This is a genomic window from Spirosoma radiotolerans, from assembly GCF_000974425.1.
GTDB lineage: Bacteria > Bacteroidota > Bacteroidia > Cytophagales > Spirosomataceae > Spirosoma > Spirosoma radiotolerans.
Genome location: NZ_CP010429.1, coordinates 6,568,029 through 6,594,474, shown reverse-complemented (window position 1 = coordinate 6,594,474; position 26,446 = coordinate 6,568,029). Strand labels below are relative to the sequence as shown.

At 48.1% G+C, this 26,446-nt stretch carries 26 protein-coding genes and 1 tRNA gene; 14 read left to right on the top strand and 13 right to left on the bottom strand.

Annotated features, from left to right (window positions below; genetic code table 11):
• Positions 1-29 precede the first annotated feature (29 nt).
• Positions 30-1,862 carry a MutS-related protein gene (locus tag SD10_RS26910; RefSeq protein WP_046578350.1) on the top strand — a complete coding sequence of 611 codons (1,833 nt, stop codon included), beginning with the start codon at positions 30-32 and terminating at the stop codon, positions 1,860-1,862.
• Between the two features lie 256 nt (positions 1,863-2,118).
• Here SD10_RS26910 and SD10_RS26905 read toward each other — a convergent pair.
• A tRNA-Phe gene (locus SD10_RS26905) sits at positions 2,119-2,194 on the bottom strand.
• 128 nt (positions 2,195-2,322) lie between these two features.
• Here SD10_RS26905 and SD10_RS26900 point away from each other — a divergent pair.
• From SD10_RS26900 to nadD, 7 genes are all read left to right on the top strand, one after another.
• Complete coding sequence (locus SD10_RS26900) at positions 2,323-3,693, top strand: 4Fe-4S dicluster domain-containing protein (RefSeq protein ID WP_046578348.1); 1,371 nt, start codon at positions 2,323-2,325, stop codon at positions 3,691-3,693.
• A 72-nt stretch (positions 3,694-3,765) separates the two neighbouring features.
• Positions 3,766-4,569: a (Fe-S)-binding protein gene (locus SD10_RS26895; RefSeq protein ID WP_046578347.1), complete on the top strand. Its 804-nt coding sequence runs from the start codon at positions 3,766-3,768 to the stop codon at positions 4,567-4,569.
• A 59-nt stretch (positions 4,570-4,628) separates the two neighbouring features.
• The gene (locus tag SD10_RS26890; RefSeq protein WP_046578345.1) at positions 4,629-5,126 is read left to right on the top strand and encodes a hypothetical protein; all 498 of its coding nucleotides are present in this window, start codon (positions 4,629-4,631) and stop codon (positions 5,124-5,126) included.
• A 268-nt stretch (positions 5,127-5,394) separates the two neighbouring features.
• Positions 5,395-6,099 carry a sigma-70 family RNA polymerase sigma factor gene (locus tag SD10_RS26880; protein WP_046580207.1) on the top strand — a complete coding sequence of 235 codons (705 nt, stop codon included), beginning with the start codon at positions 5,395-5,397 and terminating at the stop codon, positions 6,097-6,099.
• Positions 6,100-6,228: 129 nt separating this feature from the next.
• Entirely contained in the window at positions 6,229-6,471 is a 243-nt protein-coding gene (locus SD10_RS26875; protein ID WP_046578343.1) for a hypothetical protein, read from the top strand.
• Between the two features lie 94 nt (positions 6,472-6,565).
• On the top strand, positions 6,566-7,165 hold the full coding sequence (gene gmk / locus SD10_RS26870; protein ID WP_046580206.1) for a guanylate kinase: 600 nt from the start codon (positions 6,566-6,568) through the stop codon (positions 7,163-7,165).
• Positions 7,166-7,254: 89 nt separating this feature from the next.
• Positions 7,255-7,827, top strand: a complete 573-nt coding sequence (nadD, locus tag SD10_RS26865) for a nicotinate (nicotinamide) nucleotide adenylyltransferase (RefSeq protein ID WP_046578341.1) — start codon at positions 7,255-7,257, stop codon at positions 7,825-7,827.
• 74 nt (positions 7,828-7,901) lie between these two features.
• On the opposite strand, the gene SD10_RS26860 is transcribed toward nadD, so the two are convergent.
• The 3 genes from SD10_RS26860 to cysS all read right to left on the bottom strand — a co-directional run bounded on the left by SD10_RS26860 (position 7,902) and on the right by cysS (position 10,932).
• Positions 7,902-8,282 (bottom strand): hypothetical protein, encoded by a 381-nt coding sequence (locus tag SD10_RS26860; RefSeq protein ID WP_046580204.1) that lies wholly within the window; start codon positions 8,280-8,282, stop codon positions 7,902-7,904.
• Positions 8,283-8,336: 54 nt separating this feature from the next.
• Positions 8,337-9,371, bottom strand: a complete 1,035-nt coding sequence (locus SD10_RS26855; RefSeq protein WP_046578340.1) for a M28 family peptidase — start codon at positions 9,369-9,371, stop codon at positions 8,337-8,339.
• A 76-nt stretch (positions 9,372-9,447) separates the two neighbouring features.
• Entirely contained in the window at positions 9,448-10,932 is a 1,485-nt protein-coding gene (gene cysS, locus SD10_RS26850; RefSeq protein ID WP_046578339.1) for a cysteine--tRNA ligase, read from the bottom strand.
• Positions 10,933-11,151: 219 nt separating this feature from the next.
• Here cysS and SD10_RS26845 point away from each other — a divergent pair, with 219 nt between their 5' ends.
• Both SD10_RS26845 and SD10_RS26840 read left to right on the top strand, forming a co-directional pair.
• The gene (locus SD10_RS26845; RefSeq protein ID WP_046578337.1) at positions 11,152-12,348 is read left to right on the top strand and encodes a hypothetical protein; all 1,197 of its coding nucleotides are present in this window, start codon (positions 11,152-11,154) and stop codon (positions 12,346-12,348) included.
• Between the two features lie 73 nt (positions 12,349-12,421).
• A complete protein-coding gene (locus tag SD10_RS26840) occupies positions 12,422-13,336 on the top strand; it encodes a PfkB family carbohydrate kinase (protein WP_046578336.1) in 915 nt (304 codons plus the stop codon).
• Between the two features lie 75 nt (positions 13,337-13,411).
• Here the strand turns inward: SD10_RS26840 and SD10_RS26835 are convergent, their stop codons facing one another.
• Together SD10_RS26835 and SD10_RS26830 are read right to left on the bottom strand one after the other, a co-directional pair.
• Positions 13,412-14,221, bottom strand: coding sequence for a ferritin-like domain-containing protein (locus SD10_RS26835; RefSeq protein WP_046578335.1), 810 nt, complete (start codon positions 14,219-14,221; stop codon positions 13,412-13,414).
• A gap of 14 nt (positions 14,222-14,235) precedes the next feature.
• Positions 14,236-14,964, bottom strand: coding sequence for a ferritin-like domain-containing protein (locus SD10_RS26830; RefSeq protein WP_046578333.1), 729 nt, complete (start codon positions 14,962-14,964; stop codon positions 14,236-14,238).
• Positions 14,965-15,324: 360 nt separating this feature from the next.
• Here SD10_RS26830 and SD10_RS26825 point away from each other — a divergent pair, with 360 nt between their 5' ends.
• On the top strand, positions 15,325-16,119 hold the full coding sequence (locus tag SD10_RS26825) for an SDR family NAD(P)-dependent oxidoreductase (RefSeq protein WP_046578331.1): 795 nt from the start codon (positions 15,325-15,327) through the stop codon (positions 16,117-16,119).
• A 46-nt stretch (positions 16,120-16,165) separates the two neighbouring features.
• Here SD10_RS26825 and ybeY read toward each other — a convergent pair whose 3' ends face one another.
• Both ybeY and SD10_RS26815 read right to left on the bottom strand, forming a co-directional pair.
• Positions 16,166-16,591: an rRNA maturation RNase YbeY gene (gene ybeY / locus SD10_RS26820; RefSeq protein ID WP_046578329.1), complete on the bottom strand. Its 426-nt coding sequence runs from the start codon at positions 16,589-16,591 to the stop codon at positions 16,166-16,168.
• A 16-nt stretch (positions 16,592-16,607) separates the two neighbouring features.
• Positions 16,608-17,204, bottom strand: a complete 597-nt coding sequence (locus tag SD10_RS26815) for a GNAT family N-acetyltransferase (protein ID WP_227699079.1) — start codon at positions 17,202-17,204, stop codon at positions 16,608-16,610.
• Positions 17,205-17,210: 6 nt separating this feature from the next.
• Between SD10_RS26815 and SD10_RS26810 the strand changes: the two genes are divergently transcribed.
• From SD10_RS26810 to bioD, 3 genes are all read left to right on the top strand, one after another.
• A complete protein-coding gene (locus tag SD10_RS26810; RefSeq protein ID WP_046578327.1) occupies positions 17,211-18,251 on the top strand; it encodes a quinone oxidoreductase family protein in 1,041 nt (346 codons plus the stop codon).
• Between the two features lie 183 nt (positions 18,252-18,434).
• A complete protein-coding gene (locus tag SD10_RS26805) occupies positions 18,435-19,625 on the top strand; it encodes an aminotransferase class I/II-fold pyridoxal phosphate-dependent enzyme (protein WP_046578325.1) in 1,191 nt (396 codons plus the stop codon).
• On the top strand, positions 19,618-20,259 hold the full coding sequence (gene bioD / locus SD10_RS26800) for a dethiobiotin synthase (protein ID WP_046578324.1): 642 nt from the start codon (positions 19,618-19,620) through the stop codon (positions 20,257-20,259). Before SD10_RS26805 ends, bioD begins: the two co-directional genes overlap by 8 nt.
• Positions 20,260-20,262: 3 nt before the next feature.
• Here the strand turns inward: bioD and SD10_RS26795 are convergent, their stop codons facing one another.
• The 5 genes from SD10_RS26795 to SD10_RS26775 all read right to left on the bottom strand — a co-directional run bounded on the left by SD10_RS26795 (position 20,263) and on the right by SD10_RS26775 (position 26,440).
• Positions 20,263-21,114 carry an aminotransferase class IV gene (locus SD10_RS26795; protein ID WP_046578322.1) on the bottom strand — a complete coding sequence of 284 codons (852 nt, stop codon included), beginning with the start codon at positions 21,112-21,114 and terminating at the stop codon, positions 20,263-20,265.
• An 81-nt stretch (positions 21,115-21,195) separates the two neighbouring features.
• On the bottom strand, positions 21,196-22,437 hold the full coding sequence (locus SD10_RS26790) for an aspartate kinase (protein ID WP_046578320.1): 1,242 nt from the start codon (positions 22,435-22,437) through the stop codon (positions 21,196-21,198).
• Between the two features lie 104 nt (positions 22,438-22,541).
• A complete protein-coding gene (gene dxs / locus SD10_RS26785; RefSeq protein ID WP_046578318.1) occupies positions 22,542-24,476 on the bottom strand; it encodes a 1-deoxy-D-xylulose-5-phosphate synthase in 1,935 nt (644 codons plus the stop codon).
• A 258-nt stretch (positions 24,477-24,734) separates the two neighbouring features.
• A complete protein-coding gene (locus SD10_RS26780; RefSeq protein ID WP_046578316.1) occupies positions 24,735-25,658 on the bottom strand; it encodes a rhomboid family intramembrane serine protease in 924 nt (307 codons plus the stop codon).
• Positions 25,659-25,660: 2 nt separating this feature from the next.
• Positions 25,661-26,440: a rhomboid family intramembrane serine protease gene (locus SD10_RS26775; RefSeq protein ID WP_046578314.1), complete on the bottom strand. Its 780-nt coding sequence runs from the start codon at positions 26,438-26,440 to the stop codon at positions 25,661-25,663.
• Positions 26,441-26,446 lie beyond the last annotated feature (6 nt).

Below are 26,446 nucleotides of genomic sequence, written 5' to 3'. Positions count from 1 at the left end.
TTAGTTGCGGCTTCTACCCGCATGACCGAATGCTCCCAGAAACTACTTTTCTCGAACGTCAACAACAATTCAGTCAGAAAGAACAGACTGCCCAACGCAAATATAATCAATTGGCATTCTGGCGGCTTGTCTGGTTTGTTGGAAGCATTGTTGCGGTTTGGCTGCTTATCCGGCTCGATCAGCAGTTGGCGGCCGTCGGTACCTTGCTGGTGGGTTTGATTGGCTTTCTTGTTTTATTAAAATGGCATCAGCGTATTCGGTACGAGCGCGACCTGAATCATCAGATAGCCTTCATTAATCAGGATGAATTGGGGCGGCTCAAACGCCAGTACATACGTACTGAAACCGGCGAGCAATTCACAAGCCCTACACATTACTACGCGGGTGATCTGGATGTCTTTGGCAAACACTCCCTTTTCCGGCTTCTTAACCGGACACATACCTACGGCGGCCAGAAACGGCTCGCTACGTGGCTCAAAACGCCGTCGGGGTCCGATTCCATCCGACTTCGCCAGGAGGCCGCAGCGGAGTTAAATCCGAAAATCGACTGGCGTCAGGAGTTTGAAGCGCTGGCATATGTTGAATCAACGATTAGCCAATCGCCTGACGCGCTCATTAAGTGGATTACGGCCGAAGTCGCGCCCATACCCGGTTATCTGGCAGCTATCAGGTTTATCTTTCCTGCCATTACGCTAGGTTTATTTATTGCCTGGCTAATCGGATCCGTTCCGGGGGTGGCCGTGTTATTAGCCTTGGCGGCACACGGTTTAGTGCTAAGTCAAACGTCAGCGCGGGCGCAGGAGGTGAGCGAGCAGACAGTTGAAATGTCGACAGCCTTAAAGGCGTACCGGGCTTTGTTTAGTCAGGCCGAACAATTCAACGGTGAGTCGGTTCGGCTGCGGGCGATCCGGCAGGCTCTGATGACTGAGAAAAAATCAGCGTCTGAAGCGATTGGTCAGCTAGGTCATCTCACCGAAGGATTAAATTACCGGCGAAATCCTTATTTTTTTCTCCTTTTTGGCGTAGCATCGCTTTGGGATATTCACTATTTGCTTCGGCTCGAACGCTGGCGGCAAACCTACGGACCCTCCCTTCGCTACTGGTTCGAGGCATTGGGTGAGTTGGAAGCCCTAAACAGTCTAGCGGGTTTTGCCTACGCACATCCATCCTATACCACCCCCGACATTGTCGATAATCAGTTTGTGCTGGAAATGACGTCGGCCGCACACCCGCTCTTGGCCCAAAATAATAGCGTTGCCAATTCGCTCGTGTTACGTGACTCTGGGAAAACGATATTGATTACGGGCTCTAATATGTCGGGGAAAAGCACATTTTTGCGCACGGTGGGTACGAATGTTGTGCTGTCACTTGCGGGCGCCGTTGTCAGAGCCGAGCGGTTCAGGTGCTCGCCCGTGCAGGTGTTTACGAGCATGCGCACGCAGGACTCACTCGAAGAAAGTACATCGTCGTTCTACGCCGAGCTGAAACGCTTGCAGACACTCATTGGATTGACAGGCTCTAATCAACCAAATGTCTCTTCTGCTGTAAAGAGTTTACCTGTGCTTTATTTTTTGGATGAAATTCTTAAAGGCACTAATTCGGCGGATCGGCACCGCGGAGCAGAAGCTCTCATTCGCCAATTGCATCGCACAACGGCTTCGGGCTTTGTCTCCACGCATGATCTTGAATTAGGGCAGCTTACTGATGCCGATGGTTTTGTCCGTAACTACCACTTCCAATCGGATCTCAATAATGGAGAGTTGGTATTTGATTATAAACTTCGTGACGGCATTTGTAAGAGTTTCAACGCCAGTCAGCTTATGCGAGCAATCGGTATCGAGATGGATGCCGTTCAAAAATAGAGCCTTTGTTCATACAATAAGCCGGTTCATCCAAATACCGCCAATACTGTAAGGATGCGGCTATAGCTGGGCTAAATCCCAAAACAACCATTCGAACCCCTTGTTAGCTATAACGAAAACAGTATATTTGCTGTCAGTGAAATAGTATGCATGCATACTGTTGCTAATTAAACGGAGTAGATGATGGAAAGACATACGCTTTTGCCAACCTGGTCCATAAAAAAAGCCCTCTCGGATGAGAAGGCTTGCGTTAGGGTGGTGGTGATGGACGGAATCGAACCGCCGACACAAGGATTTTCAGTCCTTTGCTCTACCAACTGAGCTACATCACCCTGAAACGTGGGTGCAAAAGTAGGCGTTCCGCACCTTTTTGCAACACTTTTACTAAAATATTTTTAATAAAGTTATGGCGGCTGTATCAATCTGTTGATTATCAGGGTCCGTAATCCCCTTTATACGAATGGAAATTTTTCAGCAAGTTTTGTTTGTCGCAGCTTTAGCCGCTGTCGCCTGGTACATTACCCAGCGGGTTCGGCTTATTTCACGTGCCATTAACCTTGGTCGACCCGAAAACCGCTTCGACCACGCCGATGAACGGTTAAAAACGATGTTACTGGTAGCGTTTGGCCAAAAGAAAATGTTTACCAACCCATTGGTTGGTGTTATGCACTTTGTCATCTATGCTGGGTTTATTATCATCAATCTTGAGATACTGGAAATCATCTTAGACGGAGTTCTAGGCACGCACCGCCTGTTTGCGCCCTACATCACCCCCGTCTATCCAGTTTTGATTGATATATTTGAGGTACTGGCTTTTGGCGTACTAGTGGTTTGTGTTGTCTTTTTATGCCGTCGATTTGTGGCAAAAGTAGCCCGGTTTCAACCCGAGCGACATCGCGAAATGGCTCGCTGGCCACAAGTTGATGCCGCTATTATTCTAACGGCTGAAATTCTACTGATGATTGCCTTCCTGACCTGGAACGCATCGGACAGTGTACTTCGGGATCGTGGTATTGGACATTATGGCGAATTAAAGGGCATTGTGCCTGATTTCATCATCAGCCAATACCTGAAACCACTTTTCACAAACTTCAGCGATACGGCTTTGATGGCCTACGAACGCATCGCCTGGTGGTTCCATATCTTAGGCATTCTGGCCTTTGCCATTTACGTGACTTATTCCAAGCACCTGCATATTGCCTTGGGCTTTCCGAACGTCTATTTCTCAGATCTCCAGCCGAAAGGAGAAATGCAGAACATGCCCGAAATTACCAAAGAAGTACAGCTTGCCCTTGGCTTGCCCGTTACTACAGAGGCCGACGGTTCGCAACCGAATGATAATGGACAGCAACCGGCTGAAATTGGTCGGTTTGGGGCTAAGGACGTACAGGATCTGAAATGGATAAACCTGATGAATGCCTACAGCTGCACGGAATGCGGGCGTTGTACAGCGGCCTGTCCGGCTAATATTACCGGCAAAAAATTATCGCCCCGCAAAATCATGATGGATACGCGGGATCGGATGGAAGAAATTCAGCGGGGTTGGAAAGCAAATGGGAATGATTACCGGGATGATAAATCACTGCTGAACGATTACATTACCGCCGAAGAATTGAATGCCTGTACGACCTGTCAGGCCTGCGTAATGGCCTGCCCGGTTAATATCAATCCGCTGGATATTATTCTTCAATTGCGCCGGTATCGGGTCATGGAAGAATCTGAAGCGCCAGCTTCCTGGAATGCGATGTTCAGTAATATTGAAAACAACATGGCTCCCTGGAAATTCTCACCAAGTGACCGGTTCAACTGGGCTGATCAGGTGAATGACTAACAGATTATAGTATTCGGTTTACGGTTGCTCGCGTCAATCAACCATAAACCGAATACTGAAAACATATCAATAATGTCTACAACGGAAAGAAATTATAAAGTACCAACCATGGCCGATATGACGGCCTCAGGTGAAGAACCAGAAATTCTGTTTTGGGTCGGCTGTGCGGGCTCGTTCGATGATCGTTACAAACGCGTCACCATTGCCTTTGTTCGCATCCTGAACCATGTTGGCATTAAGTTCGCCGTGCTGGGACCGGAGGAGGGCTGTACAGGTGATCCGGCTCGTCGGGCAGGAAACGAGTTTCTGTTCCAGATGCAGGCAATGGCCAACATTCAGGTACTAAACGGGTATAACGTTAAGAAAATCGTTACGGCCTGTCCGCACTGTTTTAATACGCTCAAAAATGAATATCCTGAGTTGGGCGGTAACTATGAAGTGATCCACCACTCGCAGTTTTTGCAGGGGCTTATCAACGAAGGGCGCGTTCGGGTTAAGGACGGAGAGTCGTTCAAAGGTCGTCGCATCACGTTTCATGATTCCTGCTACCTGGGCCGGGCCAATAAAGTGTACGAAGCACCTCGTGACGTGCTGGCCGCTCTGGATGCTGACCTGGTCGAGATGAAGCGCGTACGGGCCAACGGGCTCTGTTGTGGTGCTGGTGGCGGGCAATATTTCAAAGAGCCAGAGCCTGGTAAGAAAGACGTGAACGTGGAACGGGTAGAAGAAGCGCTTAGCACGGGTGCCGATACAATTGCTGTCGCCTGTCCCTTCTGTATGACCATGATGTCTGATGGCGTTAAAAATAAAAACAAGGAAGACTCTGTCCGAGTCTATGATATTTCGGAACTCATCGCCCAAGGGCAAGGGTTGTGAAAGAAATGTATGGCATAGGATATAAGCTATATTTTTACAAATCATACATAAATTTTTCTATGTATATTGACTTTGACAAATTGCCTGACACGGCTCGGGTTTGGGTATATCAGGCAGACCGCCCTTTATCAGATGAGGAGGTGAAGACGATTGACGAGTCTTTGCAATCGGCTTTAGGCCAATGGGCAGCTCATGGCCAGCCATTGCTGGCGTCGGCGCAAGTGGTCGAGAATCGTTTTGTGATCGTTGGTGTAGATGAAGGCTATACCCTGCCAAGCGGTTGTTCGATTGATGCTTCGGTGCGCACCGTGCAGGAAATTGGACGACAGATAGCCGCCGACTTTTTCGACCGTTCCGTAGCTGTACGGGCACCGGGTGGCTCTGTACAAACATTTGTTTTAACTGCACTCAGAGCTGCCGTTGCCGAGGGTGTACTGACACCCGATACACCCATATTCAATACATTGGTCAAAACGAAAGCCGAGCTTTTGTCAGAGTGGCGCATTCGGGCTGCAGATTCCTGGCTGAAGCGATATTTTAAAGCTATACCGGTTTAAAGAAGCGTTTAAGGTAGATAAAGCCGGTCAATTGCTTACCTATTAGGTGCGATTGACCGGCTTTAACGTTGGTATCTGTATAAACGTTCACTGCCAAATCGTCATAGTAGCCTGATTTTAAACCTTTTTTTTGAACAAAGGATTGATTTTTGCAGTCAACCTCACACAAGCCTTAGCGAATTGGTTTTCCAATTTATTGAATTCGTTGGGTTCTGCCGACGGTAAACGGCAATTTACTCTTACTTTTATGGCGACTATACCCGAAGTTATGTCAGATACGCCAACTCGCGACGACCAGGACCGCACCGGAGCGCCGGACCACGGAATGCCGGATGGACCAGACCAATTGCTACCAGACGGAGATCCCGTTGAACAGCCCTCGGCTGATACACCCGCTCGCCGGTACACGGACGAGCAAAAATATCAGGTTTTCAATAAGGAGTTTATGCCCCACATCGACTCCATGTACAACTTTGCCTTTCGCCTGACGACCGATGAGGACGACGCCAACGACTTGGTGCAGGATACGTATTTGAAGGCATTCCGGTTTATTTCGTCCTTTGAGCAAGGAACTAACGCCAAAGCATGGCTGTTTCGGATACTGAAGAACAGCTTCATCAACGATTATCGGAAGAAAAGTAAAGAACCGGCTAAAGTAGATTATCAGGACGTTGAGACGACCTATAACTCCGAAGATGCTGAATCTGAACATACCGTTGATCTTCGTGCTGAATCTGTTTCTGACTTAATTGGTGATGAAGTGGCAACCGCGCTAAATTCATTGCCAGTTGATTTCCGGACAGTTATTATACTGTGTGACATCGAAGGATTCACCTATGAGGAAATGGCCAAAATTTTGGATATTCCAATAGGAACTGTACGGTCACGTTTGCACCGGGCTCGTAATCTCTTAAAAGAAAAATTGCGTGATTACGCATCTTCAATGGGTTATAAAGAAGAAAGTGAAGAATAAACCGAACTTTTTATAACTCTATATTGGTTCTGCTAATAACTTAACGGTATTATTATTCTTGGAATAAATTAAATTTTTCCAATGCAAACGTCATTGTCACCCTCATCTTCATCAGATGCGAAGCCCGAGATGAAAGAACATTGCAGCCACCAGGCTGACTGCCTGAAGATGATCCAATTAATTTTGGATGGGGAAGCCACAGAACAGCAACTCGCCCGATTGAAAGCAAATCTGGTATCCTGCCAACCGTGTATCCAAATGTATCACCTCGAAAAAGAGGTCAAAGAGTTATTAACGAAACGAATGGAAAAGAAGTGCTGCCCCGATCAACTCGTGGAAAGGATCAAAACCAAAATTCTAACGTTCAGTTAAGTAGCAGCCATTTTCAGTTGGGGTAATTAGGGTAATGCTTCTGGCACCCTTAATTACCCCAATTTTATTATATACCCCCCAATTCAGCACTACCGTGGACGGTAAACTCATTATTTTTTCTGCCCCATCTGGTTCGGGCAAGACGACCATTGTCAAACACTTACTTGCCGAAAAGGAAAATCTTGGCTTTTCCATTTCAGCCTGCACGCGCGATCGCCGGGGTAGGGCCGAAGAAAATGGCAAAGACTACTATTTCCTAACACCGGAAGAGTTTAAACATAAGATCGATTTAAATGAGTTTGTGGAATGGGAAGAAGTCTATGTGGGCGCTTTCTACGGCACATTGAAGTCTGAAATCCAGCGCGTTTGGGATAGCGGAAAACATGTGTTATTCGATGTCGATGTACAGGGTGGCTTAAAATTGAAAGAATACTACGGTGATAAAGCCCTGGCCGTTTTTGTAAAAGTGCCGGATGAAGAAACGCTTCGTCAGCGCCTGATCGGCCGGGGTTCAGAAACCGAAGAAAGCCTGTCAAAACGACTCTTTAAAGTCCACTTTGAAATGAGTTTTCAGGACCGTTTCGACGTCATTCTCGTGAATGACGACCTGGAAACATCACTGCAGAAGGCCCAAAAGCTGGTCGACGATTTTGTGAATGAAAATAAGGTACCGGCAAAAGGGACGGTGGTTTAATAGTAGTAGGAGCGAGGAGCGAGAATGGCTGGCGCGTTAAGGGCTTAGCGTACATTTTTTCTCCTCGCTTCTCGCTTCTAATACTTGCTATGAAAATCGGCTTATTTTTTGGCTCCTTCAATCCCATTCATGTTGGTCACCTGATTATTGCCAACACAATGGCCACGACGACTGATCTTGACCAGGTTTGGTTTGTGGTGTCGCCCCAAAATCCTTTCAAAAAGACCAAAAGCCTGTTGCATGAATTTGACCGTATGGATATGGTTGAACGGGCTATTGCGGATAATAGTCGCTTAAAAGCAACAAACATCGAGTTTTCGATGCCTAAGCCCAGCTACACCATCGACACGTTGACCCGGCTTAATGAGAAATACCCACAGCATACATTCCGGCTTATCATGGGTGAGGATAACCTCGAGCAGTTTGCTAATTGGAAAAACTACGATAAGATTCTGGAATATTACGGCTTGTACGTATATCCGCGACCGAAAAGTAAAGAGAGTACGTTTAAAACGCACCCAAATGTTCGGTTAGTCGAAGCGCCCTTATTGGACATTTCGGCGACGTTTATTCGGGAAAGTATCCGGGCCAATCGTTCCATTCGATACATGGTGCCAGATGTAGTCGAGGAGATGATCGAGCGGAAAAAGTTTTATATATAATGTACCCATGGGCTTTAGCCCGCGTTTTTATGTGTGCAAACACGGGCTAAAGCCCGTGGGTACATAAGTTCCTTTCATGGAATCCCGTTCTGGAACGTAATTTCGGTGGCCAGACCAATGGCACTCATTCGAATGGCCACTGACCGGCTCATTGATTTGCCGCCGGGTTGATCGCAATGGGGACCTTTTTCGAGAAAATAAACGTAGAATTTCTGATTTCGGTCGGCAATCTGATTAACATCGGGCCGGCCGAGTAATTCGCCAATCGTATTTGCTGTTTTCCCTTTTAGGTTTTGAATCTCAGCCCTAAAATCGGGTTCAAGGGTTCTTCGGACACCAGTACATCCACCCCGGTCGCCACGCCATTTTTTTAGATTTAGCTTACCAAACTGGTCAGGAGCTGGCGAACAGCCACTAACTAGTGCAGCCGCAAGTAGTACGTATAAGAATCTCATAATCTGTTCATGCAGCAGAAAGGCCCCGATCAATCGGGGCCTTTCTGGTTAGTATTACTGTTCGTTATAAAGCACCTGAAGCAGCGTTTGACCGACCGCCTTAAGTGTCCCCCGATCAATGTTGCTCATGTTGTCTTCAGCGGTATGCCAGGCGGGGAAGAAACCGCCCGTACCGATGTTTGTGTGAATGATGTCAATCATCGGAATCTTGGCAATGGTGTTCGGCGCTACATGGTCGTCCGTAATTTGGCCACCGGGCGAATCAACGAAATACTGGCTATATCCCGCCCGACTGGCCGTTTGCCAAACGTTGTTCACAACCGTCGGCGCGAACTGCACGGAAAGACCTTCTTTCGCAAAAGTGGCTCCCTTAGCACCAACCATGTCTAGCAAAATACCGTAATAGGCCGAATAGCCGGGCTTATGCAGGTTTTTGGCCCAGTAGCGTGATCCCAGGCAAAACCCAATGTAGTCGAACTGGTTGCCGCTCTCTTTCTCAAAATCGTTGCTGGCTTTTTCTCCGTTTCCCCAGTCTTCAGCATCGAAGAAAACGATGTCGATGCCCACGGTTGGCTTTTGCTGGCTTTGCTGGATGGTGCGGGCCAGTTCGAGTAAAACACCAACACCACTGGCTCCGTCATTGGCCGCCGTGACGGGTTTCTTTTGGTCGGCCACGTCGGCATCCTGATCGGCATGCGGGCGCGAATCCCAGTGCGAGGCCAGAACAATACGCTTGGTTGCTTTAGGATTGATACTTCCAATAATGTTTCGGGCGTTCAGTTTCTTACCATCCCAGGTAGTTGCCACAAACGATTGCTCCGTTACCTCACAACCAAATTGCTTCAGCTTAGCCGCCAGGTAATTTCCCGTTTGTACGTGAGCGGGCGTATTAGGCACTCGCGGCCCAAAGGCCACTTGGCGATCAACATAACTATACGCAGAATCGGCGTTAAAGGCCGGGGCCGAGACAGTAGCTGTGGCCGGTTGCTCCGTCGTCTGCGTGGCGTCGCTTTGCGATTGCTTGGTTCGACAGGCGCCTGCCGACAGCAGCAACAAGGCTGGAATAAGAAAATAATACGATTTAGTCATTCAAGTAAGTCTGGGCCAATCTCCAGATTAACCCGTCATTTTTCTACTTAGGCCAGGCTGGAGCTTGGCCCAGACGCTACTCTTCGTAGGCCCAGTCAATCTGATGTTTCATGTCTTTGATAGCCAGTCCCTGCGCTTTAAAATACGAACGAATCTGGTCTACCTTGTCGTATTGCCGCTGTTCCTTATACTCGCGATACAGAGTCAGCAAGCCTTCCAGCACAGGTTGATTATCGGTACCTTCTTCGAGTAAGCCAAGCACATCGTGCATAAACGTGATAAATGACTCCTTCAGTAAAGTAAAAACCTCTTCGCCTAGAGCCGACGCCTGAAGCTGATTGAGGTAAAGCATGTTGATGTACTTCAGCAAGGTAAACAACTGCGCAATGCCGACGGCCGTGTTGAGGTCGTCATTCATGGCATCGTAAAACTGTTGAACAGCTTGCCGAATGTCCTGCTGTTTGGCGCTGTCAACGGCTCCTTCACCAGCTTGAAAGGTCATCGCTTTCACAACTCGCAAGCCATTGGCTAACCGCCGATAGCCCTTCTGGGCTGCCTTAAGAGCGTCGTTCGAAAAATCGAGTGTGCTGCGATAGTGCGACTGTAGCATAAAGAAACGCACCGTCATGGGGCTATAGGCCTGTTCGAGCAGGTAGTGGCTACCCGCGAAAAGCTCCGCCGGTAAAAACGAATTGCCCAATGACTTCGACATCTTCTGGCCATTTACGGTCAGCATGTTGGAGTGCATCCAATACCGGACCGGATCATGTCCGGTAAGGCCATCACCCTGCGCAATTTCGCACTCATGGTGCGGAAACTTGAGGTCCATGCCACCCCCGTGAATATCGAATTGTTTGCCCAGGTATTTCGTACTCATGCAGGTACACTCCAGGTGCCAACCGGGGAAGCCTTCGCCCCAGGGGGAGTTCCAGCGCATCAGGTGCTCGGGAGATGCCCGTTTCCAGAGAGCAAAATCCAGGGGGCTCCGCTTCTCCGACTGACCATCCAGCTCACGGGTCTCGTTCAATAAATCGTCCAGAATCCGGCCCGAAAGTTTCCCGTAATTACCGCCCCGCTTATTATATTCTTCAATATTAAAATAAATCGAACCGTTTGATTCATAGGCTAATCCATTGGCCAGCAATGTCTGAACGGCTTCGATTTGCTCAACCATGTGTCCTGTGGCTGTTGGTTCGATACTAGGCGGAATGGTATTGAACTGTGCCATCACGGTATGAAAATCATTCGTGAAGCGCTGTACGATTTCCATAGGCTCGACCTTTTCTAGCTTGGCCATCCGGCCAATCTTGTCTTCACCCTCATCGCCATCGCCGACCAGGTGCCCTACGTCGGTAAGGTTGCGGACGTAACGCACTTTGTACCCAATAAATGTTAGGTAGCGATACAGCGTGTCGAAGGTCAGAAACGTGCGGACGTTGCCCAGGTGAACATAGTTATAGACAGTAGGGCCGCAAACATACATGCCCACATAAGGGGCGTTGAGAGGCTCGAACAGTTCTTTTTTGCGCGATAGGGTATTGTATACCTGAAGTGGCTGCATTCTCTTTTTAGTCATGTTTTCCATTCGCCTGATCCGACGAAGGAAGAATCTTTTTGCCTTTTCTTGTCTATTTCTGAATGGGATTCCTCCGTTTGACGGACCCGTAACAGATAAAAACGAGTGCCCAAAGTTAGGGATTGTTCGTTGGAAAACGGTAGCCCGAATGGTTTTGGCTATATTCGCGTTTTGTTTTGATAATAGACCCGTTCCGGTTCTGAAATGCAGGTAGTTGAGGTAGGCGAAAATGCCCGGTATAAGAAAGAATTCATTCAGTTTCCCGTACGTCTCTATCGGGCTGACTCCTGCTGGATCAGGCCACTGGATACCGATGTCGAAGAAGTGTTCGATCCCGTACGCAATAAGCGATTTGAGCATGGCGAATGCGTTCGATATTTACTGCTGAACGACAAAGGGGAAACCATTGGCCGGGTGGCCGCTTTCATTGACCATGAAATTGCCAATCTCGACAATGATCAGCCTACAGGAGGATTAGGTTTTTTTGAGTGTATTGACGATCAGACGGCCGCTTTCAGGCTATTCGATGCCGGGAAAGCCTGGTTGCAAAGCCGGGGTATGGAAGCTATGGATGGGCCCATCAATTTTGGCGACCGTGATCGCTGGTGGGGGCTGCTGGTGGATGGGTTCGACAGAGAACCCAACTATTGTATGCCCTATACCAAAGCCTATTACATTCCTTTCTTCGAGAGTTACGGGTTTAAAGACTATTTTAAGCAATACACATTTGGTATTCCGACCACCTGGTCGAAACTAGTAGATATGTCGCAGGCCGTAAAAGACCGGGCCCAGCGTATTTTTCAAAATCCGGATTACAGCTTTCGTACGATTGATAAAAAGCAACTGCCCGCAGCCGCTGAACAGTTCAGGCATATTTATAATGCCGCCTGGGGTGGTCATAGTGGCGTAAAAGAAATGTCGGCTGCACAGGCGCAGTTACTTATGCAGAAGCTGAAGCCGGTCATCGACGAAAAAATTATCTATTTTGCTTATTATCAGGGCGAGCCCGTTGCTTTCTTTGTCTGTTTGCCCGAACTCAACCAGGTATTCAAACACGTAAACGGTAAGCTGGATTTAATAGGCAAGCTGAAGTTTCTGTGGCATATGTTGCTAAAAACCAACCATAAGGCTTTTGGCGTTGTGTTTGGTGTGGCGCCAGAGCATCAGGGGAAAGGGGTTGAAGCCGCTATTGCCTTGCGAATGCCTCACGAAGCCGATAACAATCCCAACTTCCAGTATACGGAGCTGGAAATGAACTGGGTAGGTGATTTCAACCCGATCATGGTGCGGTTTGTGAGTCAATTAGGCTCAAAAATTGTGAAGACGCACATTACCTATCGTAAGTTATTCGACGAGACCAAACCATTCAAGCGCTGTCCTGTCATTGGGCGGAAGAAGTGAAGTTAACCAGTTTGTGATTTTTTGTTCATAATCAGGGCAGATAGCCACAAACCACAAACCAAAATCTGTAAAAATGAGCTTACTTACCGTTGGTTCCGTCGCATTCGATGCCCTGGAAACCCCATTTGGCAAAACCGACAAAATTATTGGTGGAGCCGCTACCTACATTACCCTCTCGGCTTCGTACTTCACGAAAGACAATAATCTGGTGGCTGTCGTTGGTGACGATTTTCCACAGACAATGATCGACGACCTCAATCAGCACGGAATCAATACCGAAGGGTTAGAAATCCGGGTAGGGGAAAAGACATTCTTCTGGTCGGGTAAGTACCATAATGACATGAACACCCGCGATACGGTGGAAGTGCAACTAAACGTGATGGAGGATTTTGATCCGAAAATTCCTGAATCGTATCAGGACTGCACGTATTTAATGCTGGGAAACACAGCTCCGTCCATTCAGCAAATGGTTATTGAGCGCTTAAACGAGCGACCTAAATTAATCGTGCTGGATACAATGAACCTTTGGATCGAAATTGCCAATCCTGACCTGATGAGCCTGCTTAAGCTGGTCGATGTGCTGGTTGTTAATGACGAAGAAGCCCGCCAGCTGACGCGGGAATATTCGCTGGTAAAGGCTGCAGCAAAAATCCAGACAATGGGTCCTAAAACCGTCATTATCAAAAAAGGTGAGCACGGAGCGCTCTTGTTCAGTGAGGGCAAAACCTTCTTTGCTCCAGCATTGCCACTCGAAGAAGTATTCGATCCAACCGGCGCAGGCGATACGTTTGCAGGTGGTTTTATCGGCTACCTGGCCCAAACGGATGATATTTCCTTCGACAACATGAAGCGGGCGATCATTTATGGCTCAGCGATGGCGTCGTTTTGTGTCGAGAAATTTGGTGCTGAACGAATCATGAATCTGACGAAGGAGGAGATCAACCAACGCGTGAACGAGTTCGTGACCTTGTCTGCCTTTGGTTTGTAGCTTCTATTTTATAAAAGCCAAGAAGCCGCTGATCATCTGACCAGCGGCTTCTTGCTTATAGAGTATTCGTGTCCGTTAGGCCAGGAAAGGCGTAACAAGCGCTAGAACGTCAGATTTGCTGAGCGGTTCATCAAACGCCTGGCTAACCATTTGAGCCGTGACGCGCGAATCGCCAGCCAGTGCTGTTGCCAGGTTTACACCAGCCTGCGTCAGGTTTTCCTCACCTTTATAGTTGCCTTCTACAACTAAAGGAAGCCCTTGCAAAGCGGCAGTGCCACCCGTGATCCATCCTTTCTGACCCCGCATATACCGTACGTTTGCTGCGTGAGCGGCTTCGGTAGCGTGAATTTGAAGCGCAACCTGCAGAATGGCGGGTGCTGGCATCAAGTTAGGGGCCTGACCTTTGTAAGCGCGAACGCCTGTATCTTCCAGTGTCTGAGCAATGGCCGAGAACGTAGCGAAGTTGCTGAACGTATCATTAAATGTGCCTTTAGCCGAGAAGTCAAACTTAGGTTCCGCTACGGCATCAGCGCCAAGAACTGATTTCAACAGACGTACGTGTACTTGTTCGTGCTGACGGATCAGTTCAAACGCAGCTTTGTAGTCGTTCGGGATCATCGACAAGTTACGACCTGCGTCATAAAAGCGGTACTCCAGATATTCTAAAGTAAGCGCGAAGTTGAGTACGTCTTTTACGCCCTGTGGTAGTGAACTCGACTGGCCATAAGCCTTCGTCAGTGCAGAAGCCATAATGGCTGGAGCAGCTGCGGCAATGGTTTTCTTTGTTAGGGAGCTAAATAGACCCCGACGCGAGACGTGGGCTAAGCGATCAAAAATCTCGCCATCCACTTTCTCAATTTCGCTAAGTATGTTCTGTAAGTTCATTGGAGTTGAGTGGTTTATGCGAGGCTGCTTACTAATGCGCTTGCGTCGATTGTTTCAAAGATGTATTTCTGTGCGATTGGCAATACGAACGTTGGCTCGTAAGCAAGGTGCAGACCGGTATCGCTCGTAACGATCGTTGGGCCAGCAAACGCATCTGAATGAGGGTATTGCAATTCGCGCAGGATTGAATGGTGGCGAGTCTCAACCGAAACGATTTTACCGGCCAGCGTCAGATAATCTGCATTTTTGATGTACTTACCAGCGCCGTTATAAGCACCTACGCCTACTTTCTCGAACGCTTCAGCAGCCCCTAATACAGAGGCACGGCTGTTAAAGTCGATGCTCGAGAAGTCGAATGTCAATTGTGGTACCAAGGCACCAACCGCAGCTTTGAAAAGGGCGCGGTGGATAATTTCATGGCCACGGATATCCATCCACAACATCTGATCCGCCGATGACATGTTTGGGTAAGGTTTGGCAAGCACCATTTCGTAGAAAGCAGCCTCAAGCTGTTCCAGTACGTAAGCAAAGCCAAGGATACCATTGTCTCCTGTTGGTAATGAAACCATTGGACCAGCGGCACGAGCGCCACTAGCAGGTACTACAGAAGTTTGATCCGCATTGGAGCAAGCTGTTAGCAAGCCACCTGTTACGGCTGCTGCTCCTGCTACTCGCAGAAACGACCGACGGCTGGCAGCGGCCTCCGAAGTTGTCGTCTCAGGCCGATTTGTAACGTTTTCCATTGAGTATAACTAGTTAAGTGTAAGCCTGGCTATTTGTCAACCAAGACGCTCATATCTACGCGAACCATGAAACTAAAGATTTTTAATAATAGACAAACAAATTTTAATACTAATGAATGTTATATCATTACATTGAAAATCAGCAGGTTGTGTTGTAAATATTTGAAATATTCATAGAAAAAGACAATCTGTAAATTTATAAAACAATAGTAGGTGTCTACTTAAGAATGGTGCTAACAGCTAGTAGTGTTGATGATTATTGTTCAGAAAAATCAATAGTGAAATTTTTAGGAAAATATTCATTAGTTATAAAATACTGTTAATTTGAGCGTGAACTACCGTTGACGAAGCAACAATAACATGTCGGATTTTACAAAGCAGGTTGCCTTCATTACGGGGGCTGGGTCAGGCATTGGACGAGCAACGGCACTGGCGTTCGCAAAGGCTAAGGCCCGCGTAGTGGTTGCCGAAATAAACGAAACGAATGGCCAGGAAACAGTTAAGCAAATGGAGCAGTTGGGAGCGGAAGCGCTATTTGTTCGGTGCGATGTGGCCGATCCCGCCCAAATCGAATTCGCTATCAGGCAAACCATTAAAGCCTTCGACCGACTGGATATTGCCATTAATAACGCGGGTATTGGAGGGAAATACGGGCGATTTGTTGAGCAAACGCCGGACGATTTTAACCAGATGATGGCCGTTAACGTGGGTGGGGTATTTTATGGTATGCAGATTCAAATACGGCAGATGCTTGCTCAGCAAGCCGCCGAAAAATCGAGAGCTGGTAGGTCTATGACCAGCGGCAAAATCGTGAATGTGTCCAGTATTGCAGGAGTTCGGGGAATGCCAATGGGGGCACCTTACAGTGCTGCCAAACACGCTGTTATTGGATTGACCAAAACAGCCGCCCTGGAATACGTACGGCAAAACATTCACATTAACGCCGTTTGCCCGGTATATACTCATTCTACCATGTTCGATGAACTCATCACGACCGCACCCGGCCTGGAAGAACGAATGCGCCGGATGATTCCTATGGGCCGCTTTGGGCAGCCGGAAGAAATTGCCCAGACAATTTTGTGGCTTTGTTCTACTGAAAACACCTTTTGTACAGGTCAGGCGATTCAGTTGGATGGAGGTATGACGGCGGGTTAAATGGTTGCTTTACAGCCTGTTTCCCTGCATCAGCTACTACTTTTCCTTACAACATTTGCTGGAGTTGTTTTAACCATTCATCTTCTTTGGCGCGCATTTGGGCTTCTTCTCCATCGGTTTTGTCGCCGTAACCGCACAGGTGCAACATGCCGTGGGCTAGTACTCGATGCATTTCCTGCTCGGCTGTAACGGCTAACTGGCTGGCATTGTCGGCAACTCGATCAACGCTAATAAAAATATCGCCCTCTAGTATGTCTTCCTCTTCGCTTTGATCAAAGGTGATAATGTCTGTGTAATAATCGTGTTGCAGGTAATCTCGATTAACCTGTAGCACATGCTCGTCGGAGCAAAAAATGTAATTTAAGTCCCCAACTTGATAGCCTTCCTGTTCTGCCTGCTTTTTCAGCCATTGAGAAATTACCCGCTTCTGAGTGAGTTTGTAAGGAACGTCTTCGTTAAAAAAACGAATCATAAGAGATAGTCGTTGTCTATGTAAGTAATGTATTTATAGCTGGCCACACATACCGGCAGGCGTCTGATTGACCGCCATCCGGACTTTCCAGAGAAACCAGTTCCTGGTTAACGGCACCTAACTTTTCGTAAAATTTTCGGGCACTATGGTTTTGCGGTAATACCCACAAATAAAAACCTGAATTCGGGTTTATAGAGGACGCCCAGCGAGCCGCCGATTTGATAAGATGCGTGCCAATTCCTTGTCCTTTCAGGTTTTTAAGAACGTGCAGGTTATCGAGTAACGTTCCCCAAACGGCGTCATTGTCTACATATACGCAGGCGAATCCACAAATTGATTGGTTAGCTTCCGCAACAATAACATGCTGATTAGCCGCTGGCTGGCTCAGGCGGTGCTGCCAGACCGAGCGCCGATTTTCGAGTACATTGCCATCCAGAAATTCATCTTTCCAAATACCCCTGTAGTTTTGCTGCCAGCTCAGGCTATGGAGCTGGGCAATAGGCTCCGTATCATCAATACTTGCCTTTCGATACGTTATCATTATCGACTTACGTTGTTTAATCTGCACAAAAGTCAGGTATTTCGTTATAAATTCATCTCCTAGTTTACGCATCAGCTCATGAAAGCAATTTTGCTTGCCGAAAAGAATCAGCCAGTACAACGTATTGATGCACCCATGCCCACGGCTGGGCCCGGTGAAGTCCTTGTGAAAATAGACGCAGCGGCTTTAAATCACCGCGATGTATTTATTCAGCAAGGGTTATATCCAGGGATCAAACTGCCCGCTATTCTGGGTTCCGATGGCGCAGGTACCGTGATGGCCGTTGGCGAAGGCATGGATACGGCCTGGCGTGGACAGGCCGTTGTTATCAATCCAGCTATGCATTGGGGCGATAATCCACGATTTTATGGGCCTGATTTTCGGATTTTGGGTATGCCTGATCAGGGCACATTTGCCGAATATATAGTGGTCGGGAAGGCCTATATTCACCCTAAGCCTGCGCACTTGTCGTTCGAGCAGGCGGCTGCTCTGCCGTTGGCGGGGCTGACTGCCTGGCGGGCACTCATGACGCGGGCGGCCCTGCATACATCTGGCACACCCGAAAAGGTACTCATCACAGGTATTGGTGGCGGAGCGGCCTTATTTGCGTTGCAATTTGCCGTTAGTGCAGGCGCCGAAGTTTGGGTAACATCAGGGTCTGAAGAGAAGCTGGCAAAGGCGAAGGCACTAGGGGCTACGGGTGGCGTCAATTACCGCGACCCAGACTGGGCTAAAACGCTTATGTCCCAGGCGGGCGGAGCTAGCAGCAATTCAGTGATGAGTGGCTGTTTCGACGTTATTATTGATAGTGCTGGTGGCTCAGGCTTCGCTAAGTTGATCAATGTGGCCGCACCGGGAGGGCGGATCGCGTTCTTCGGAGGAACAACCGGAAATATTACCGACATTCTTCCACCCAAAGTGTTTTTCAAGCAACTGTCTATTTATGGGTCAACGATGGGCACTGAACATGAATTTGCCGACATGCTTTCGTTTGTCGATACGCATAAAATTGTGCCTGTTGTGGATGAGGTTTTGCCGCTCGATGAGATTGAAGAGGCCATGAAAAAAATGGATTCCGGTAAGCAGTTCGGAAAAATAGTGCTTAAAATCAATGGCTAGCAAGTTGATAAGTTAATTTGTAAATAAGTTTTGGGCCTAATTCGTGTACATTTTTTGGCGAATAAGTCTTTATTTCCTAGTTATCCACAATTAGATTGTGGATAACTAGGTACTTACGCACATTTTCGTGATTGATGGTAAATTGTAGTCAACCCTTCCTGTGTGCGTTTTACCTTTGTGGCTATGCTTATAGGGACACGCTCAATAAACCAAACCTTATCAGAACGAATAGCAGCTTATCAGCAGGCGGGTTTGCTACGGCAGCTCCGAACGGCTGATGAATTTGTCGACTTTTGTTCCAACGATTACCTGGGTTTCGCCCGATCTGCATCGCTCAGGCAGGCTATTCAACAGGCGGATCTACACAGCGATGTTTTCCGTACGGGTGCCACGGGTTCGCGATTACTGGCGGGCCAGTCAACGCTGGCCGATGAGGTGGAGCAGGAGCTAGCTCAATTTTATCGGACAGAAGCAGCTCTTATTTTTAATTCAGGCTACGACGCCAATATTGGCTTGCTGGCCTGCCTGCCGAAAGCGGGTAATACGCTGCTGACGGATGAGCTGATCCACGCCAGTATGATCGACGGAGCACGGCTTAGCTATGCCACACGTGATCGATTCAAGCACAATGATCTGGCCGATTTGACCCTAAAGCTTCAACAGGCAGCCCGGCAGGATGGCCAGATTTTCGTGGCCGTGGAGTCGGTTTATTCGATGGACGGCGACAGGGCTCCGCTAACTGACTTGGCTGACCTCTGTGATCAGTACGGAGCGGCTTTACTTGTCGACGAGGCCCACGCAACGGGTGTGTACGGGTCCGGGCCAAATGGCCAGTGGGGAGAAGGATTAGTGGTGGCGATGGGCTTACAGGACCGTGTCTTTGCCCGGGTGCATACCTTCGGAAAAGCCCTGGGCGTGCATGGGGCGGCTGTCGTCGGACCGGCTATACTTCGGCAGTACCTTATTAATTTTGCCCGGCCTTTTATTTACACCACTGCGCTACCTCCTCATAGCCTGCTGGCCATTCGCTGTGCGCATGCACACGTAGAACAGAATCCCGGTGCTTCGCATCAACTCCACAAACAGCTTGCTTATTTTCGCCAGCGTGTAGGAGAGGTGTTACCCGATACAACCTGGACCGATAGCCAGTCGCCGATTCAATGTCTGCTCATTGCGGGAAATGAGCGGGCTCGGGCTGTCGCTGCTGAAGCGCAACGAATCGGGCTGGATGTACGGGCTATTCTGAGCCCTACGGTTCCGGCAGGACAGGAGCGGCTGCGCCTGTGTATTCATGCGTTCAATACAACAAACGAAATAGATAACCTGCTGGCTATTCTAAAAAAGGCCTTAGCAGATAACTCAACCAATGACTAAGCAGACATTAATTGTTGCCGGGATTGGCACGGAGATTGGGAAAACCATTGCTTCGGCGGTGCTGGTTGAAGCCCTGCAGGCCGATTACTGGAAACCAATTCAATCGGGGGGGCTGGATGATTCAGACACGGATACGGTGCGCCGGCTGATCAGTAATCCAACGACGTATTTCCATTCGGAAGCGTACCGACTTACGCAGCCATTGTCGCCCCATGCTGCGGCTGAGATAGACGGTGTCACTATTGAACTGGAAAAGCTTACTGTTCCGGAAACCCAGAATGCACTGGTTATCGAGCTAGCCGGTGGCCTGATGGTGCCGCTTAATAACCACGACCTATCGATTGATTTGGTGCAGAAACTAGGTTTGCCCGTCGTACTCGTATCGCGAAATTATCTGGGTAGCATCAACCATACACTCCTATCGGTTGATGCCTGTCGAGGTCGCAACATTCCGCTGCTGGGCATTCTGTTCAATGGTCCGACCGTTCCGGCTTCAGAAACGTTTATTTTAAATTATACAGGTCTACCCTGTCTTGGCCGCATTGGTCAGGAAGCGCACATAACGAAAGAAACGATACAGAAATACGCCCGGCTTATAAGGGATTCCTTTGAAGAAGATCCCTCTAAGGTCTAAGCATTACCAGGTTTTCACTAGCTCATCGAAGCGTTCCAGCAAAAATTTAGCTTTTGGCCCAACGTAGCCATCACCAATGGTCAAATCACCAATTTGAGTGATGGGCAGCACTTTTTTGGTCGAACTGGTTGTAAATGCTTCGTCGGCGTCGTAAAGTTCAGACAAAAGTACGGGTCGTTCATCGACCTGAAAATCGCTTTGTGCGAGTTGAATGACCGTTTTTCGGGTAATCCCATGCAGGATGTGCCGGTCTGGCGTAATGAGCCGATCACCTTTCACAATGAAAAAGTTGCTTCGGCTCAATTCGCTGATTTCACCGCCTTTCTGGTACAGCAAATCGGAGGCTCGGGCGGCCCGAATGGCTTCGGCCATAAGAATAACCCGTTTATAATCAGTACTTTTTACTTCGGCCATCTCCCGAACATACTCATCCAGAATCACCTTGATACCCTGCTCATACTGAATAGTGGGCGTTGGATGAATCATTTCCGCCAGAATAAGTAAGTTGGGTCGTACCACACTGATGCTATCGGCTGAGTATCCGCCGGTCAGGATAAACCGAAAGGCCAGATCATTGAGGCTGGTCAGACCGGTTTTCAGGCTCGCTTCGTTGCTACGCTCCACCAAATTCATGACGATGGCGTATGTTTCATCCTTGCTCAATGGCAGGGGCAAATGCATCCGAGAAGCAGAGTTCTGGAACCGCTCCCAATACCAGTCCCACTGAAACGGGCGACCGTTATAAGTCAGAAAGTAATCAAACAGCCCATAGCCCCGAAGCAGACTGAGATCAGTAACGCCAACGGCAAGCTGGTCAGTAGGGGCAATCGTACCATTAAAATAGCCGTAATACATGGGAGATGGGTTGGGTAAACTCATGGTCAAAGATACACGAAATGAACTAACTGCACCGGTGGTAAGCTGGATTAGCCGTTTTTAGCCTACGTCTTTAACAACCAATTGCACCGTGTAGCGGCTTTTTTGTTCCAATAATAATTTTTTGTTGGGTAGCACGCGCTCGATGGTTCCCTGGTCGTAGTAGCGAATGGTAATCAATTCAAGCCCATCGTTATAGCTGACCCGAAAGTCTTGTTTTAGCAAATCCAGTAAAGCGGGCACCCGATCTGGATTGTTATCGACAACGACCGAAAAGCTAATGGCCGTATTCTGCATCAGATTTATTTTGACGCCTGCCTGAGCAAATCGCCCGAAAATACGGCTCAAATTGTCTTCAGCTATAAACGAGAAGTCGTTCGGGTGAAGCGAAATTAACACCTGATTGACCTTGAAAATAAACGACGGAATAGTAAGGTGACGTTCGTAGTTGCCAATAACGGTTCCGGGTGCACCAGGCTTCAGAAACGACTTGACATAGAGCGGAATACCCTTGTTTTGCAGGGGCTTGATGGTCTTCGGATGGATGACTGTGGCGCCGTAATAAGCCAGTTCAATAGCGTCCTGATAGGTAAGCTTTTCCAGTAAAACAGTCTCATCGAACCATTTGGGGTCGGCATTTAACACGCCGGGTACATCTTTCCAGATGGTTACACTTTCTGCCTGCAGACAATAAGCAAAGATGGCGGCTGTGTAATCTGACCCTTCGCGGCCAAGGGTCGTGGTTCGATTATCGTCTGTTTGCCCAATAAACCCCTGGGTTATATGAATCCTGTTTTTGCCAACGGCTTCTTTTATCCGTCGATTGGTTACCTCCCAATTCACGCGACCTTCCCGAAATGTCGTATCCGTTCGTATCAGCTGCCGGGCGTCGAGCCATTGTGCCGATAGTCCCGTTTGCTTTACATAAGCGGCAATAATTTGGGTTGACAAGAGTTCGCCCAGTGAAACGATCTGATCGTAAACTTCATCATAGAGGCCACCGACAGGTTGCTCAACGTAGGTTTCGAGATGAGCAAATGTCTGGTCAACCGCGCTAAAGTCGCCCGTTAACTCGCTCATTATGGTGTAATGATAGGCCTTCAGGCTCTCAATCTGGCGATGAACACTGTCTGTGTTGCGGTCCGCATAAGCGCGGACGATGCTTTCCAGGGCGTTGGTTGTCTTTCCCATTGCGGAGACAACTATTACGGCATTCTGACCCTGTGATCGGACGATTTCAGCCAGATTACGCACACCGGCGGCATCTTTTACGGAAGCGCCACCAAATTTGAAAACTTTCATAAACGCTACACGATAAAAACGCGGGTTAAACAGATTCAGCAGATGTTGGCGGATAGCTAGTCCGTTTCGATCCTTTAAATCTGTTTAACCCGCGTTTTAGTAATTTAAATCGTTACCGTCCGACCTGTAAAAAGCAGTTGACGAACGGCATCAGCGATGCCCTGCGGATCAAATCCACACTCGTGGTGTAACTCAATTTGTTCACCATGCTCAATAACGGCATCCGGAATACCCAGCCGCTTAACACGAGCCATATAACCGTGATCGGCCATAAACTCTAGTACGGCGCTACCAAATCCACCCATGACACAACCATCTTCAACCGTTAGGACTCGGTCGAAACGGCTAAAAATCTGGTGTAGTAAGGCCTCATCAAGCGGTTTCACATACCGCATATCGAAGTGAGCCGGTTTGATGCCTTCTTTCGCCAACATGCGCGTGGCTTCAACGGCGTAATTGCCGATATGGCCAATTGTTAGGATCGCCACTTCTTCGCCATCAGCAATCATCCGGCCTTTGCCGACAATCTGTTGCTCAAGTGGGGTGCGCCAGTTAGGCATCACGCCCTCGCCACGGGGGTAGCGAATGGTAAAGGCCTGTTTGCCTTGTTGAATCGTATCGGATTGGGCTGTAAACATCATGTTGCGAAGCTCCTGTTCATTCATGGGAGCGGCCACAATCATGTTTGGTATACAGCGCATATAAGCCAGGTCATAAGCACCGTGGTGCGTAGGGCCATCGGCCCCAGCAAAACCGGCCCGATCAAGGCAGAAAATAACCGGCAGTTCCTGAATACAGACGTCATGAATAACCTGATCATAGGCCCGCTGCATGAACGTCGAGTAGATGTTACAGAAAACCACTTCGCCCTGCGTAGCCATACCCGCCGAGAAAGTAACGGCGTGCTGCTCAGCAATGCCCACATCGAAAGCCCGCTTTGGCATGGCCTTCATCATAATATTCATTGAAGAGCCGGAGGGCATGGCGGGCGTAACGCCGACAATGCGAGGATTCTTCTCAGCCAGCTCAACGAGGGTATTACCAAAAACGTCCTGATATTTAGGTGCCTGTGGCGTATCGTAAATTTTCTTCTGGATAACCCCCGTCACTTTATCAAACAGACCCGGCGCGTGCCATTTAGTCTGGTCTTTCTCGGCAGGCGCATAGCCTTTGCCTTTTACGGTAAGAACATGCAGCAGTTTTGGGCCGGGAATGTGCTTCATATCGTCCAGAACACTGACCAGATGATCGATGTCATGGCCGTCGATCGGTCCAAAATAGCGAAGGTTAAGCGATTCAAATAGATTGCTCTGTTCGAGCAGCGAGCTTTTAATACCCGACTGAACCTGCGAGACCAGTTCCTGGGCCGTTTTTCCCAGCTTATCCATTTTCCCGAGCAAGTTCCAGACTTCATCTTTCACCCGGTTATAGGTTTGCGAAGTCGTAATGTCGGTCAGGTATTCGCGCAGGGCACCCACATTAGGGTCGATACTCATGCAATTGTCATTGAGTACAATGAGCAGATTGCTATCCGTAGCACCGGCGTGATTCATTCCTTCAAAAGCTTCGCCAGCGGTCAACGCTCCATCGCCAATGACGGCAATGTGATTTCGTTGCGAGTTGCCCTGTAGCTGTGAAGCAACAGCCATGCCTAATGCTGCCGAAATTGATGTGGACGAATGCCCAACGCCAAAGGAGTCGTATTCGCTTTCTTTCCGTTTCGGAAAGCCGGAAAGTCCTTTATAGAAACGGTTTGTATGGAATTTCTCCCGCCGACCGGTCAGGATTTTATGGCCGTAGGCTTGGTGACCTACATCCCAAACCAACTGGTCATCCGGGGTATTAAAGACATAATGAAGGGCAACGGTTAATTCTACCACCCCCAGGCTTGCACCAAAGTGACCACCAAAAACAGATACATCGTCAATGATAAACTGACGCAATTCATCGGCGACCTGAGGTAAGCGGGATTTATCGAGTTTACGAAGATCTTCGGGAGTAGTAATGGTGGCAAGGAGACTGCCGGGGGTAATCAGCATGGTGGTAGCAGATAAGCGTCTGTCTTACAACAACACACGTATATAAACCTTTGTTCTATTGGCAGCTTACCAACAGTATTTTTACAACGAAGCTACTACAAATTTTAGTAATTATAAAAAATCTAAGCCCGCAGTTGCCTATATACATACGTAGGCACTCAAGGCTTAGATTTTTAAAGGAGGGGTAAGTACTTTTTTCAGAGCGTACCCTGTATGTGTAAACGTATAAACAACTAGCTGCCAGCGTTACTTCATTTGTTAATTCCGCTGGCTAGCCCGAAAAAGCTTCTGTTTTTCTTCACGAGTAAGGCTTTCATAACCAGATCGAGAAATTTTGTCCAGAATGGTATCGACTTCATCCTGATCGGGCGTCGAGGCCGTCGAAGCGGTAGATCCAGATGGCGATGCATATGTACTAGCTTGGGTATTGGCGTTGCTCCGTTGCCGATACGACACCTTGACGGCTGGTTTAGGCCTTAACAAATTACTCCAGCCATCAGCAAGCCAGTAAATTGGTCGCCCAAGGTCAGTGCCATTCTGTAATAATTTGACGTAGGCAAATCCCATAAATGCGCCACCTAAATGGGCCAGATTACCACCTGCGTTGGTCCCGGCTGATTGGGCAACGGACAGAATAATAAAAAAGAAAACGATGTACTTAATACGTACCGGACCGAAGAACAACAAATGGAACGTATAGTTTGGTAATAGCGTCGCAGCACCAACGGCTACGGAGAAGGCAGCCGCGGAAGCGCCGAGCATCCGGGCGGTATCGGCTTGGGCCTGAAAAAAAGGAACCAGGGTATACATGGCCAGATACAGAAGGCCACCGGCTATCCCACCCATAATGTACAGGCCCATAAGCCGACGATTACCGAGATACTCGTCAATTAGCCGGCCAAACCAGTACAGAAACAGCATGTTGTAGAGAATATGAAAGATCTCTTCATGCGTGAAAAAATACGTAAACAGCGTCCAGGGTTTGTGCAAAAACGCATTTACATCACCTGGAATCAATAATTGTGACATGATGAAGCCATATCCTGAATTCTGGGCCATTGTCAAGCTGACTTTGGTCACCAATAGAACCAGAAATATGACGACATTGACTAATATCAATTGCACCAACGTGTTGTTGGGCTTATTGAATTCGCTCCGAAAATCATCGAACAACCCGCTCATCCCTAATAAAACGTTTTTCGTTGTGAACCCCAGTATTTCACCAATATAAATGCAAACAACATGCCACCGATATGGGCGAAATGAGCAACGTTGTCAGCTTGTGCCCGATAAACTCCCGAGTAAATTTCAAGGGCTCCGTAAAAGATAACGAGATACTTGGCCTTCACCGGTATAGGTGGAAACAATAAAAACAGTTGAGTGTTCGGAAACAATAAGCCGAAACCCATAATCACACCAAAAATTGCGCCTGATGCCCCGACCATTGGTTCATCGACTTGGTTGGTGAAGATCCGATTGATAATGGTTACGCTATCCTGAATGTTGTTACTATCGGTTGGATAGACCCTGAATTTTTCAATAAATGGCGCCAGTCCATCGTAGTAGGATCCTGCATGCTGATCCACAAACGACAGGAAGCTCTCATAACCAGGGTTCGCCCGATAGGTCTGAACTGTTTCATATACGTCGTGCATCTCGAAATAGTTTACACCGGAAAATAATAATGCCGCACCTAAACCCGTAAAAAAGTAAAAGAACGTAAACCGCTTGGGTCCCCAGTACCGTTCCAGCATAGGGCCAAACACGATCAAGCCAATCATGTTGCTGAAAATGTGGTTGAAGCCACCATGCAGAAACATATGTGTTAATAACTGAATCGGATTGAATTTATCAGACAGAAACGAATGTAATCCAAATAGTTGAATTACAGACTCGTTTGTAACAAAAAAAACCAATACGTTTATTATTAACAGAACGCGAACTACCGGAGTAAGTGAAAACATGTTGTA